The 13110-nt window shown below is 69.5% G+C and carries 10 protein-coding genes; 4 read left to right on the plus strand and 6 right to left on the minus strand.

Annotated features, from left to right (window positions below; all coding sequences use genetic code 11):
* Nucleotides 1–929: ABC transporter permease (locus AB3X43_RS02200; RefSeq protein ID WP_369428254.1), on the minus strand; the 929-nt coding region annotated here is incomplete at its 3' end.
* Complete coding sequence (locus AB3X43_RS02205; protein WP_369428255.1) at nt 929–1681, minus strand: class II glutamine amidotransferase; 753 nt, start codon at nt 1679–1681, stop codon at nt 929–931. The genes AB3X43_RS02200 and AB3X43_RS02205, both read right to left, overlap by 1 nt.
* 52 nt (nt 1682–1733) lie before the next feature.
* On the opposite strand from AB3X43_RS02205, the gene AB3X43_RS02210 reads away from it, so the two are divergent.
* Nucleotides 1734–2903, plus strand: a complete 1170-nt coding sequence (locus tag AB3X43_RS02210; protein ID WP_369428256.1) for a zinc-binding metallopeptidase family protein — start codon at nt 1734–1736, stop codon at nt 2901–2903.
* Here AB3X43_RS02210 and AB3X43_RS02215 read toward each other — a convergent pair.
* Nucleotides 2887–5229, minus strand: a complete 2343-nt coding sequence (locus AB3X43_RS02215) for a putative bifunctional diguanylate cyclase/phosphodiesterase (protein ID WP_369428257.1) — start codon at nt 5227–5229, stop codon at nt 2887–2889. The two genes, AB3X43_RS02210 and AB3X43_RS02215, sit on opposite strands and share 17 nt — an antisense overlap.
* An 89-nt stretch (nt 5230–5318) precedes the next feature.
* Nucleotides 5319–6551 (minus strand): NAD(P)/FAD-dependent oxidoreductase, encoded by a 1233-nt coding sequence (locus tag AB3X43_RS02220; protein WP_369428258.1) that lies wholly within the window; start codon nt 6549–6551, stop codon nt 5319–5321.
* A gap of 76 nt (nt 6552–6627) precedes the next feature.
* On the opposite strand from AB3X43_RS02220, the gene AB3X43_RS02225 reads away from it, so the two are divergent.
* Complete coding sequence (locus tag AB3X43_RS02225; protein WP_369428259.1) at nt 6628–8919, plus strand: patatin-like phospholipase family protein; 2292 nt, start codon at nt 6628–6630, stop codon at nt 8917–8919.
* Nucleotides 8920–8935: 16 nt separating this feature from the next.
* Here AB3X43_RS02225 and AB3X43_RS02230 read toward each other — a convergent pair whose 3' ends face one another.
* Both AB3X43_RS02230 and yihA read right to left on the minus strand, forming a co-directional pair.
* A complete protein-coding gene (locus tag AB3X43_RS02230; protein WP_369428260.1) occupies nt 8936–9985 on the minus strand; it encodes a LacI family DNA-binding transcriptional regulator in 1050 nt (349 codons plus the stop codon).
* Entirely contained in the window at nt 9969–10739 is a 771-nt protein-coding gene (yihA, locus tag AB3X43_RS02235) for a ribosome biogenesis GTP-binding protein YihA/YsxC (protein WP_369428261.1), read from the minus strand. The genes AB3X43_RS02230 and yihA overlap by 17 nt, the downstream gene beginning before the upstream one ends.
* Nucleotides 10740–10790: 51 nt before the next feature.
* Here yihA and AB3X43_RS02240 point away from each other — a divergent pair, with 51 nt between their 5' ends.
* Both AB3X43_RS02240 and AB3X43_RS02245 read left to right on the plus strand, forming a co-directional pair.
* On the plus strand, nt 10791–11420 hold the full coding sequence (locus tag AB3X43_RS02240) for a c-type cytochrome (RefSeq protein WP_369428262.1): 630 nt from the start codon (nt 10791–10793) through the stop codon (nt 11418–11420).
* Between the two features lie 123 nt (nt 11421–11543).
* On the plus strand, nt 11544–13110 hold a 1567-nt coding region (locus AB3X43_RS02245), incomplete at its 3' end, for a cytochrome c biogenesis protein ResB (protein WP_369428263.1).

A 13110-nucleotide genomic window follows, 5' to 3' on the forward strand; every position in this document is an offset into this window, starting at 1 on the left:
GTCACCCGGGGATCGACCGCCTTGTAGAGCAGGTCCGTGAGCAGGTTGATGGCCATCGTGATCACGGCCAGATAGACCGTCACCGCCTGGATGACCGGGTAGTCGCTGCGGTTCACCGCCATCCACACCTCGCGGCCCAGGCCCGGGATCGAGAAGAAGACCTCGATCAGGAAGGAGCCGACGAAGAGGCCTGGCAACTGCATCGACACGTTGGTCAGGATCGGGATCAGCGCATTGCGCAGCACGTGCTTCAGGAGCACGGTGTGCTCGCTCAGCCCCTTGGCGCGGGCGGTGCGCACGTAGTCGTGGCCGATCTCGTCGAGGAAGAAGCTGCGGTACAGGCGCATCTGCGGCGAGATCCCGACCATCACCGCCAGCAGCACCGGCAGCGGCGCGTAGGTGGTCAGGTTGGTCCAGACGCTGCGGGTCCAGCCCTGCACCGGGAACCAGCCGAGCTGGAAGGCGAACAGCCACTGCCCGACGATGACGTAGACGAGGAAGCTGATCGACAGCGCCACCGTCGTCACCACCATGATCGTGCGATCGGTCAGCGAGCCGCGCACCGCCGCCACCGCCAGCGCGAAGGGAATCGCCAGCACCGCGTCGAGGACCAGGATGGGCGTCATCACGGTGAGCGTGGCCGGCAGCCGCGAGGCGAACAGGCTGGCCACCGGCTCGTTGGTCGCCCAGCTCCTGCCCCAGTCGAAGTGCAGGATCTGCTGCACGAAGATCCAGAACTGTTCCCAGACCGGCTTGTTCAGGCCGAGCTGCTCGCGGATCTGGTCCACCTGCGCGGACGACGCGTTCAGGCCGGCCAGGATCTCGGCCGGGTCACCGCCGAAGCGCTTGAACAGGAAGAACACCAGCAGCACGACGCCGGCCAGCGTCGGCACCATCTGCCAGAGGCGGCGGAGCAGGTAGGCACCCATCAGAGACGGTCTCCATCGACGAACACGGCCAGCTCGCCGGCTTTCAGTGCGACCCAGTCCTCGTTGCAGGTCAGGGGCTCGGTGACGACGATGGCGACGCGGTCCTGCGGCGTCGTCAGGTCGGCGAAGTCCACGGTCAGGTCGGCGTCCTGCAGCTGGGCACAGGGGAAGGGGTGGCGACGCAGCACATAGTGCAGCTTGGTCGAGCAGTGCGCCCAGAGCGCCTCGCCCTGGCTGAGCAGGAAGTTGAAGGTGCCGTGGCGGGCGATCTGCGGGGCCAGCTCGGCGAGCGTCTGCGTCAGGTCCGGGATGCTGGGCATGCGGGCGTGGTTCTTGGCCAGCTCCTGCAGCAGCCAGCAGAAGGCGCGCTCGCTGTCGGTGTCGCCCACCGGGTGGAAGTTGGCGTGCAGCTTGGGGTGGAAATCGACCAGATTGCCGTTGTGCGTGAAGACCCAGTAGCGGCCCCACAGCTCGCGCATGAAGGGATGGGTGTTCTCCAGCGCGACGCGGCCCTGGGTGGCCTTGCGGATGTGGGTGACGATGTGCCGACTGCGGATCGGGTAGCGGCGGATCATCTCGGCCACCGGCGATTCGGCGGCGCTCAGGTGGTCCACGAAGAGCCGCACGCCCGGGCCCTCGAAGAAGGCAATGCCGAAACCGTCCTTGTGCTCGGTGGCGCGGTGGGCGAAACCGGTGAAGCTGAAGACCAGGTCGGTCGGGGTATTCGCGTTGAGGCCGAGCAGCTGACACATGGGCCGAGACACTACCATGCCGCCCGTTGTTTTCACTCCCGGGAGTCGATCGATGGATGCTTTCCTGACGCAGCTCGGCCGCCATCTGGCGGACCGCTGGCGCGCCCAGCGCCAGCCGCGCACGCTGCGCGCGTTCCGCTGCCTGTGCGGAGCGCCGGTGTTCTTCCGCAACAGCGGCTGCCTGCGCTGCGGCCGCGCGCTGGGCCATGACCCGGCGCAGCGCCGGCTGCTGGCGCTGGACGTGCGCGGCGAGGCGCTGGTCGAGGCGCGGCCGGCGTCGTCGCTGCACCTGCGCGCGGGGCGGGTCTTCCACCGTTGCGCGAACGCCCTGTCCGCGGCCAGCTGCAACTGGCTGGTGCCGGACGAAGAGCGCAACGGCGCCGGCGAGCGGCCGCTGTTCTGCGTCGCCTGCCGCCTGAACCGGGTCATTCCGGACCAGACTGTGGCCGACAACCAGCGCGACTGGGCCCTGATCGAGCAGGCCAAGCGCCGGTTGGTGTCGCAGCTGCTGGCGCTGGGTCTGCCGGTGCAGTCGCGGCTGGTCGGTGCCGGTGGCGAGGATCCGCAGCGTGGCCTGGTGTTCGATTTCCTGCGCCCGGTCGGCGGCCAGCCGGTGCTCACCGGCCACGCCAGCGGCGTCATCACGCTCAACGTCGACGAGGCCGACGACGCGACCCGCGAACGCATCCGCGCCGGCCTGCGCGAGCCCTACCGCACGCTGCTGGGCCATTTCCGGCACGAGGTCGGGCACTACTACTGGGACCGGCTGGTCGCCGGCACCGACTGGCTGCCCGTGTTCCGCCAGTGCTTCGGCGACGAGCGCGCCGACTACCGCGCCGCGCTGGAGCGCCACTACCGGCTCGGTCCGCCACCGGACTGGGCGAACTGGCATGTCAGCGCCTATGCGAGCTGCCACCCCTGGGAGGACTGGGCCGAGACCTGGGCCCACTACCTGCACATGGTCGATGTGCTCGACACGGGCCTGAGCTTCGGGCTGGACGCGGACGATGTCGAGGTCGATGTGCAGCCCTTCGACGACACGGTGCTGACGCAGCCGGACGCGGAGTTCCTGCGGCTGGTGAACGCCTGGGTCGAGCTGACGGCGCTGCTCAACGAGCTGTCCCGCAGCATGGGCGAGCCGGACTTCTACCCCTTCGTGCTGAGCCCGGCGGTGGTGCGCAAGCTGCACCTGGTGCACCGGGTGGTCACGCGGCTGGCGTGAGTGCCTGTGCGGCCCTGGCGAGCAGCAGGGCCGTGAAGTCGATGCGTGGCACGGGGCGGCCGAAGAGCCAGCCTTGCGCCAGCTCGCAACCCTGTTCGCGCAGGAAGCGCGCCTGCTCTTCGGTCTCGACGCCCTCGGCGACCAGGTCGAGCTGCAGGCTGTGGCCCATCGAGATGATGGCGCGCACCACGCCAGCCTGGTCGGTGCGCGTGGTGATGTCGCGCATGAAGGACTTGTCGATCTTGAGCGTGCTGATCGGGTACTTGGTCAGGTAGCTCAGCGCCGAGTGGCCGGTGCCGAAGTCGTCGATCGCCAGTGTCAGGCCCATGGCACGCAGACCGTCCAGCGTCTCGCCGGCCTGGCCACGCTCGTCGAGCAGCAGCCGCTCGGTGATTTCCAGCTCGATCCACTCGGCACGGCAGCCGGTGCGTGCCAGTGCAGTGGTCACGGTGCCGATCAGGTCGTGGTTGAGGAACTGGCGCGGCGAGAGGTTGACCGCGATGCGCAGCGGTGGCTGGTCGACCGGCCGCGCCCGGTTCCAGTCGGCCGCTGCCGCGCAGGCGTCGCGCAGCACCCAGGCGCCGATGGCCACGATCAGCCCGCTGTCCTCGGCCACCGGGATGAAGACGTCGGGCGAGACCGGGCCGCGCTCCGGATGGTTCCAGCGCAGCAGCGCCTCGGCACCGACGATGCGGCCGTCGGCCAGGGACACCTTGGGCTGGAAGTGGACGCTGAACTGGCGCTCGGCGAGGCCGCGGCGCAGATCGGCCTCCAGCGTGACCCGGTCGCGGGTGCGCTGGCTGAGGTCTTCCGAGTGGAACTGGTGGCGCGAGCGGCCACTGGCCTTGGCGGCGAACAGGGCGGTGTCGGCCTGCTGCATCAAGGTGTCGGCATCCGTGGTGGCGTTTTGGCCAGGTTCGCGCACCGCGATGCCGACACTGGCCGAGACGAAGATGTCGTGGTGGTCGATGCGGCACGGTGCCGAGAGCGCCTCGACCAGCCGGCCGGCGATCTGGTCCAGCCGCGCGTGGTTCACCGCGTCGTGGATCAGCACGGCAAACTCGTCGCCGCCGAGTCGGGCGATCGTGTCCTGGCTGCGCAGGCAGGTGCCCAGGCGCTGCGCCATCATCACCAGCAGCCGGTCGCCGGTGGCGTGGCCCAGCGTGTCGTTGACATACTTGAAGTGGTCCAGGTCGAGCATCAGCACGGCCTGCACCTCGCGGTTGTGCAGGCGCTGCGTGAACCCTGCGCGGTTGACCAGCCCGGTCAGCACGTCCTCGAACGCCAGCGTGCGCAGCTCCCGCTGCGTGGCCTTCAGCTCGGTGATGTCCTGGGTGGTGGTCATCGTCCGGCTGAGCTGGCCCTGGGCGTCGTAGTCGAAGCGCTGCACCACGCGCAGGTCGCGCAGTCCGAACGAACCACGGATCGTGGTTTCGAAGCGCAGTTCCCGGTCGCCGCGTGCCACGGCCTGGAACGAGAGCCGGATCACACGTTGGCGGTCGTCCTCGATGACGCGGCTCCAGACCTCGCGGGCGCTGTCGACGGTCGGGCCGTCGAAGCCGAGCTGGCGCTGGGCTTCGGCGGACAAGGTGGACGATTTCGTTGCCTGGTGCCAGATCAGGTGGCCCATCTGGCCGACCCGCTCGGCGTCTTCGAGGCGCGCGACCAGCCGGTCGCGGTCGTGGCGGTCGGCGTGCTGGGCTGCCATCGCCTGGCTGATCCGGGCTGGGCCCTTGACCATCACGAGGAAGACGTAATAGACCAGTGCCGCGCCCATGTATGTCTGGGCCAGATCACCGCGGGTCAGCAGCACGCCGATGAGCGGCCCCATCGAGAGCACACCAAAGATGGTCAGCGTCCCTCGGACCGACCCGATCAGTGCGGCACTGCCCGCGCAGACGCCCATCAGCGTCATCAGCAACGCCGCGCGCGCCGTGTGGTCATCGATCACCGCATAGAACAGGCCCAGCGCTCCCCAGCTCGTGCCACTCAGCATGGTCTGGACCTGGGCCACGATCCACCACCGTCGCATCGACCAGCGCGCACGGCCACCACTGTGCAGGTAGTGGTGGGTGACGAGCAGACGCAGCGCCATCATCACCTGGACGCTGACCAGCCACTGGATCAGCATCGAATGCGGTGCCGAGCCCCACAGCACGCAAGCGATCAGCCCCGACAGCACCATGCCCGAGAGCACCGCCTGCGGCGTGTGCCGGTAGTGGTTCAGCAGGAGTCGGGATTGCCACTCGGCGGCTTCTTCCGCATCCGACCGGAGGGACGGCGACTCGGGTGGTGTGGTGGTAGAGGGTTCGGGCGTGCGCGTCATGGGAGCTGGCGCCAGCAGGAACGCGGCACCTTCGAGCCCTATCGGCAGCGGGCCGCCCGACTGAAGTGTCCCGTGCGTCCTGCGTGTGTTCAGCGCACCAGCAGACGGGCCATGCCGCGCACCGACAGCAGGTTGCCCGGATTCGAGGTCTCGTCGAGCACGCCGCTCATGCGCTGCAGCAGCGAGGCGCTGCGCCGCGCACGCCAGATCACCAGATCGGCCAGCCAGGGGTGGCGGTTGACGCTGTTGGCCTTCCCGTACAGGGCGAACCTGGGGCGCAGCGTGGCGAGCTGTGTGTCGTAGAGACGCCGCACGGTGGCTTCGTCCAGTCCGTCACGCGCACCTGCCAGCAGTGCATCGGCGGCCATCAGCCCGGTTTCGAGCGCCTTGCCGATGCCTTCGCCGGTGAAGTCGTAGGTCGAGCCCAGCGTCTCGCCGGTGGCGATCAGACCGGGCCGGCCGCTCTCGGCGCCTTCGAGCGTGCAGCGCAGCGGTGCGCCCTTGAGATCGCCCTGCAGCGTGCCGCCGTCCATCAGCGCGCGGGCCGGGGCGTAGACACGGGTGAAGTCGTCGAACATCTGGCGCAGGTTGGCGTCCGCCGCCTGGCCCTGGCGGAAGAAGGCACCCACGCCGATGTTGTATGTGTCGTCGCCGCACGGAAAGATCCAGCCGTAGCCCGGCCGCAGCGCCCGGTCCCACACCACGTCCATCGTCGTCTGCTGTCCGGCCAGCGACGGGTTGCGCACATAGCCGCGCAGCGCGATGCCGCTCGGCGTGCGCCTGGTGCACAGCCCCGTGGCGACCAGCGGCTGCACGCCGGCGCCCGTTGCCAGCACCACCCAGCGTGCGCGCACCTCGGGCCGCGCCTCGCCCTGGCGCAGCCGGGCACCGACGACGCGGCCGTTCTCCTCGATCACCGCGTCGAACTTCACCGGGGTCACCAGCTGCGCGCCCTGGCGCTGCGCGTGCTGCACCAGCAGGTGATCCAGTATCCGCCGCGGCAGCACGGCCAGCGTCCCTGGCACATCGACCTGCCCGCCGCGCGGCGCCACGCAGCGCACGTGGCGGATGTGTTCGGCGTGGGCCATCACCTCGTCGAGCACGCCCAGTCGGCGCAGCGCGGCGTGGGCATCGGGAATCAGGCCGTCGCCGCAGATCTTCTCGCGCGGGAAGTCGTGCTGGTCGACCAGGCAGACCGACCAGCCGGCCGCGGCCAGCGTCGCGGCGCAGGCACTGCCGGCGGGGCCGGCGCCGATGACCAGCACGTCGCAGGTGGCGGGCAGGGTGCCGACAGGGGCGGGCAGGGGAACGGGCAGTTTCATGGCGCGAATTCTAGGATCGGGCGGCACAATCCGCGCCATGCGTGGTCCGTGTTCCTCCTTGTTGTTCAGCGTCTGCATGGCCGCTGGTCTGGGCTTGTTCACGGCGTCAGGGGTGGCCGTGGCGTCGGAGTCGGGCCCGGCGCCTGCCGAAGTCGGCCCCACGCTGGGCCGGCCGCGCATCGGCCTGGTGCTGTCGGGCGGCGGGGCGCGCGGGCTGGCGCATGTGGGCGTGCTCAAGGTGCTGGAGCGCGCGCACATCCCCATTGACGCCATCGCGGGTACCTCCATGGGCGCCATCATCGGTGGCCTCTACGCCAGTGGCCTGCGCGCCGATGATCTGGAACGTGAACTGCTGGCACTCGACTGGACCACCCTGTTCGCCAACCGCCTGCCGCGCGAGACGCTGAGCGAGCGGCGCAAGGAGGAGGATTTCGAGATCTCGCCCGCGCTGGAGGTCGGCCTGAGCCGCGTGACCGGCGAGCTGATGCTGCCGCTGGGCTCCGTGTCGAGCCGCGGGCTGGAGCTGCTGCTGCGACGCTACACGCTGCCGGTGCGGCAGCTGCCGAGCTTCGACGTGCTGCCGATCCCTTTCCGCGCGGTGGCGACCGACATGGAATCCGGCGAGGCGGTCATCTTCCGGCAGGGCGATCTGGCGCAGGCGCTGCGGGCGAGCATGTCGGTGCCGGGCGTGTTCCCGCCGACCGAGGTCGACCACCGCATCCTCGGCGACGGCGGGCTGGTCAACAACCTGCCGGTGGACGTCGTGCGGGCGATGGGTGTGGACCTGGTGATCGCCGTCAACATCGGCACGCCGCTGGCCGGGCGTGACAGCCTGGGCACGGTGCTCGGGCTGACCTCGCAGATGGTCAACATCCTGACCGAGCAGAACGTGCAGCGCTCGATCGCCACGCTCGACCCGGCGCGCGACCTGCTGATCGCGCCGCCGCTGGGCCGGCTGACCTCGGGCGACTTCGACCGGGCGGCCGACCTGATCGCCGCGGGCGAGCAGCACACCGTCCGGATGCTGCCGCAACTGGCGGCGCTGCACTTGAACGACCGGGACTGGCAGGCGCTGCGCCGCGCCCAGACGCGGCCGGAGGATCCGCCGCAGCCGATCACCTCGGTGCGCTTCGAGGGCCAGGACATCACCGCGCCCGAGCGCCTGCGTGGCGTGCTGGCCGTCCAGCCGGGCCAGCCGTTTTCCGTCGAACGTGCCGAGCGCGACAGCCGCACGCTGGCCGCCAGCGGCGATTACCTGCACGTCGACTACCGCGTCGAGGACCTGCCGGCCGGCACCGGGCTGGTCTACCGCGTGGAGGAGAAGCCCTGGGGGCCGCACTATTTCCGGCTCGGGCTGGACATGCAGAGCGACTTCGCCGGCCGCGGCGAGTTCAACATCAAGCTCAGCCACAACCGCCACTGGCTCGACGACAGCGGCACCGAGTGGCGCAACCGGGTCCAGATCGGATCGGTGCCCCGCTGGTTCAGCGAGCTGTACGTGCCGCTGGGCGCGGGCAGCGGGCCGGCCAGCGACTGGTTCCTGGCGGGCTGGGCCGAGGTCGAGCGCCGCCGCCTGACCACCTACCAGCCGCTGCAGCCCGACCAGAGCGCACGGGCGCTGGCGGTGCTGGGCCGGCAGGTGCGCGGCCAGGTGCGCGTCGGGCTCGATCTCGGCCAGCCGCTGAGCGACCTGGGCGAGTGGCGCGTGGGCGTGGTGCGCGACATGCTGCGTCTGGACCCCGAGATCACCGCTGGCACGACCGATCCCGCCAGCCTCTCGGCCGGCCGCAGCCGCGAGTGGGCGCTGCGCAGCGGACTGGTGATCGACCAGCTGGACCACGCGAGCTTTCCGCGCCAGGGCTGGCGCATGAAGCTGGGCGTGCAGGCCGGCCGGCGCTGGCTGTCCGGCGGCGGTGCGGCCGGGGAAAGCGATGTCTTCCACCGCATCGAGGCCGACCTGACGCAGGTCGCCAGCCGCGGCCGCCAGACGGTCGAGACCACGCTGCGCCTGCGCCATGCCCGTCAGCACGAGGCGCCGGGGCAGGTCGGGCACTACACGCTGGGCGGCTTCCACAACCTCTCGGGCTACGAGACCGACCAGCTCTCGGGCAACGACACCTTGCTCGGGCGCCTGACCTGGATGGTGCGGCTCAACCGCCAGCCGGTGCTGACCCGCGGCGTGTTCGCGGGCGCCACGCTGGAGGCGGGCAATGCGTGGCTGTCTTCCCGGTCGGTCAGTCTGCACGACCTGCGCTGGGGCAGCAGCGCCTTCCTGGGCGCGGACACGGGACTGGGGCCGCTGTACCTCGGGCTGACCTGGGCGCCGCTCGGCCGGACCGGTGTGTACCTGATGCTCGGGCGACCCTGAGCCGACTGCGGCCAGCTCAGCGCAGCGAGCTGCGCCGCACCACCAGCTCGACCGCGAGCGTGCGGGGTGGCACGACCTCGCCGGCCACGATGTCGAGCAGCGCATTGACGATCTCGACCCCGGCGACCGCCACCGGCTGGCGCACGGTGGTCAGCGGCGGGTAGGCGTGGCTGGCCCACTCGATGTCGTCGTAGCCGACCACGGCCACATCGCCAGGAACTTCCTTGCCGTGTGCGCGCAGCACCTGCACCACCGCCATGGCCAGCACGTCCGAGCAGGCAAAGACCGCGTCGAACGCAGCACCGGACTCGATCAGCCGCGACAGGTCTGCACGGGCCTGGCTGGCGTCGAAGGGCGTGTGCAGCTCCAGGGCCGGGGTGGCCGGCAGCTCTGCCTCGGCCAGTGCCTGTCGGTAGCCACGCAGGCGCTGCGCGACTTCGGGCAGGTCCGGGTCGCCCATGAAGACGATGCGCCGGCAGCCGCGCTCCAGCAGGTGCTGTGTGGCCAGCGCGCCGCCGGTGGCGTTGTCACCGCCGACCGAGCAGTAGCGCTGCACAGGGATCTGCGCGCCCCACACCACCAGCGGTACGCCGCGCTCGGCCATCTGGTTGATCTGCTCGTGGCTGTGCCACTGGCCGATCAGGATGACGCCCATGGCCGTGCCGGTGTCCCAGGCCTGCGAGGCGAGTTCCAGCCGGTCGGCGTCCACCCGCGAGACCAGCATGTCGAAGCCACGGTCGGTCAGCGCATCGGCCAGGCTGCCGAGCATGGCCAGGAAGAAGGGGTCCGAGACGTGCTGGCGCGCGCGCCGGTCGTAGGGGATCACCACCGCCACCGTCTTGTTGTGGCGCAGTCGCAGGTTCTTGGCGCCGATGTTGATGGTGTAGTTCAGCGAGCGCGCCAGCTCGGAGATGCGCTGGCGTGTCGCGGCGCTGACCTCCGGGCTGCCGTTGAGCGCCCGCGAGACGGTCGCGACCGACACCCCGGCGATCCGGGCGATGTCGGCCATCTGCAGGCGCTGTCGTTCGGGGCGCTCGGTGGGTGCCGGGTCAGGCTGCGGGGTCATGCGGAGGGATTCCGGCGGGAGGCTCGGCGATCGCGGGCGCGGCTGCCGCAGCGGCCGCGGCGTCCAGCACCGGCTGGGCCACCCACTCGTGCAGGATCTCGGCCACATCGCCCACGCCCTGGCGCTTGAGCGCAGAGAACAGCGTGATGCGGATGTCGGACTCGTCGGTGGACAACTCGGCCAGCACTGCCTGCGCCTTGCGCAGCGAGTCGGCGGCTTCCTTGCGGTTGAGCTTGTCGGCCTTGGTCAGCAGCACCAGCAGCCGCACCTCGCCGTTGGCCAGCCGCGGTGCGACGAAATTCAGCAACTGCCGGTCGAGGTCGGTGAAGCCGTGGCGCGAGTCGACCATCTGCACCACGCACGACAGGTTGCGTCGCACGCGCAGGTAGTCGGCCATCACCTCCTGCCAGCGCACCTTGGCCGCCTTGGCCACCGCTGCGTAGCCGTAGCCGGGCAGGTCGGCCCAGTAGGCCTGCGGGGCGTCCTTGGGGCCGACCTCGAACAGGTTGATGTGCTGCGTGCGGCCGGGTGTCTTGGACGCATAGGCCAGTTGTCGCTGCTGGGCCAGTGTGTTGATGGCGGTGGACTTGCCCGCGTTGGACCGGCCGACGAAGGCAATCTCCGGCAATTCATGCGCCGGGAGCTGGTCCAGACGGCTCGCGGTGGTCAGAAAGCGGGCCGTGTGGGTCCAGGCGAGGGCAGTTCGCGTGGCATCGGCGCCACCGACGAGAGGGGCAGTGGTGGGGGTCATCATTCGGCATTGTAAAATCTTCAGGTTTCACGTCTGCCTTTGCGCCGCTCAACCATGAAATCGCACGTCAAGTCGCTTCTTGCCCTGCTCGCGGCGGCCGCCATGGCCACCCCGCTCGCTGCCAATGAATCCCAGCCCGCTGCCAAGGCCGATCCGGTCAAGGGCCAGGCCATTTCCACCCAGGTCTGCGGCGCCTGCCACACCGCCGACGGTTCGCGTGGCTCGCCCGCCTATCCGATCCTGCAGGGCCAGCACCCCGAGTATCTGGTCAAGCAGTTGACCGAGTTCAAGGCGGGCAAGCGCGACAACGCCATCATGAAGGGCTTCGCCTCCGCGCTGGGTGACGAGGACATGAAGAACGTCGCCGCCTTCTATTCCAGCAAGCAGGCCAAGCCGGGCGCTGCCAAGAACAAGGACCTGGTCGTCCTGGGCGAGAAGATCTACCGTGGCGGCATCGCCGACCGCAAGGTGCCCGCCTGTGCTGGCTGCCACAGCCCGACCGGCGCCGGCATCCCGGCCCAGTATCCGCGCCTGTCGGGTCAGCACGCCGACTACACCACCGCACAGCTGACGGCGTTCCGCGATGGCGTCCGCAAGAACAGCGGTGTCATGACCGGTGTGGCCGCCAAGATGAACGACCGCGAGATCAAGGCCGTCGCCGACTACATCGCCGGGTTGCATTGAGGCCCCCGCGGCGGCAGGCCACTGCGTCGCCGTCGTTGATGCGGATCAATAAGGCCGGTCGCTGACCGGCCTTTCTGCATCTTTACGCTGCATTCATCTTTCATTCGCATAATCCGGCTCGCCATGTCCGCATCCCCTTCCGGCCTAGAGGTCCAGGGTGGTTCGCGCTGGATGCAGGAGACCGTGGAACTGCTGTCGTCGATGCGTTTTGCCATCGCGCTGTTCACGGTCATCTGCATCGCCTCGGTGATAGGCACCGTGGTCCAGCAGCACCAGCCGCCTGTCAATTACGTCAACCAGTTCGGTCCCTTCTGGGCCGAGGCGTTCGGTCGCCTGGGGCTCTATGCGGTCTACAGCACGGGCTGGTTCCTGCTGATCCTGGTGTTCCTGGTGACGTCCACCAGTCTGTGCGTCGCACGGCACACCCCCAAGATCCTCGGCGACCTGCGCAACTACAAGGAAAACATCCGCGAGTCCGCGCTGCTGGCTTTCCATCTGAAGGGCAAGGGGGTGGTGCCACTGTCGCGTGACCAGGCACTGGCCCGCGTCAACGAGGTGCTGGCCAATGACGGCTGGAAGGGCAGGGCGCAGGTCCGTGACGGCGGTGTGATGATCGCCGCGCGCCAGGGGGCGGCCAACAAGCTCGGCTACATCGCCGCGCACAGCGCCATCGTGCTGATCTGCCTCGGCGGACTGCTGGATGGCGACCTGATCGTCAACACGCAGATGGCGCTGCTGGGCAAGTCGACCTACGCTGGCGGCGGGCTGATCAAGGACGTGGCGCCCGAGCACCGCCTGTCGGTGTCGAACCCGACCTTCCGCGCCAACCTGTACGTGCCCGAAGGCTCCACGGCCGGCACCGCGGTGATCAACCTCACCAGCGGCATCGTGCTGCAGGACCTGCCGTTCCAGGTCGAGCTGAAGAAGTTCGTCGTCGAGTACTACGACACCGGCATGCCCAAGCTGTTCGCCAGCGACATCATCGTCCACGATGCGGACGGCACGAAGACCGAGGCCAAGGTCAAGGTCAACGAGCCCTACATCCACCATGGCGTCGCCATCTACCAGTCGAGCTTCGAGGACGGTGGCTCGAAGCTGACGCTGATGGCCCGTCCGATGGGCCGCCCCGGCGCGCCGTTCGAGGTCAAGGGCGAGGTAGGCGGCATCACCACGCTGACCAACGCGGCATCCCAGACCGACAAGCTGCAACTCGAATTCACCGGTCTGCGCACCATCAACGTCGAGAACCTGGCGGCCGAGAACGCGGGGTCCACGTCCGGCGCCGACGTGCGCAAGGTCGATCTGGTCGGCTCGCTCGGCGAGCACCTGGGCTCCGGTGCCCGGGTCAAGGCCGACAAGAAGCTGCACAACGTCGGCCCGTCGGTGACCTACAAGCTGCGCGACGCGTCCGGCCAGGCGCGGGAATACAGCAACTACATGATCCCGGTCGAGCTGGATGGTCAGAAGGTCTTCCTCGCCGGGGTGCGCGACACGCCCGACCAGGCCTTCCGCTACCTGCGCATTCCCGCCGACGACCGCAGCACGCTCGACGACTGGATGCAAATGAAAGCCGCGCTGGCCGACCCCGCCAGCCGCATGGAGGCGGCGCGCCGCTACGTGCGCAAGTCCGCCCCGGCCGACAAGCCCGAACTCGCGCAGCAGCTCGAAGCCTCGGTGCTGCGCGCACTGA

Source organism: Sphaerotilus sp. (genome assembly GCF_041083715.1).
Lineage (GTDB): Bacteria > Pseudomonadota > Gammaproteobacteria > Burkholderiales > Burkholderiaceae_C > Sphaerotilus.

Bases quoted from the DNA above. Each gene is read 5' to 3' on its own strand.
- AB3X43_RS02215 (WP_369428257.1), bottom strand. From the start codon at position 5,229: ATGACGCGCACGCCCGAACCCTCTACCACCACACCACCCGAGTCGCCG.
- AB3X43_RS02205 (WP_369428255.1), bottom strand. From the start codon at position 1,681: ATGTGTCAGCTGCTCGGCCTCAACGCGAATACCCCGACCGACCTGGTC.
- AB3X43_RS02220 (WP_369428258.1), bottom strand. From the start codon at position 6,551: ATGAAACTGCCCGTTCCCCTGCCCGCCCCTGTCGGCACCCTGCCCGCC.
- AB3X43_RS02240 (WP_369428262.1), top strand. From the start codon at position 10,791: ATGAAATCGCACGTCAAGTCGCTTCTTGCCCTGCTCGCGGCGGCCGCC.
- yihA (WP_369428261.1), bottom strand. From the start codon at position 10,739: ATGATGACCCCCACCACTGCCCCTCTCGTCGGTGGCGCCGATGCCACG.
- AB3X43_RS02210 (WP_369428256.1), top strand. From the start codon at position 1,734: ATGGATGCTTTCCTGACGCAGCTCGGCCGCCATCTGGCGGACCGCTGG.
- AB3X43_RS02225 (WP_369428259.1), top strand. From the start codon at position 6,628: ATGGCCGCTGGTCTGGGCTTGTTCACGGCGTCAGGGGTGGCCGTGGCG.
- AB3X43_RS02230 (WP_369428260.1), bottom strand. From the start codon at position 9,985: ATGACCCCGCAGCCTGACCCGGCACCCACCGAGCGCCCCGAACGACAG.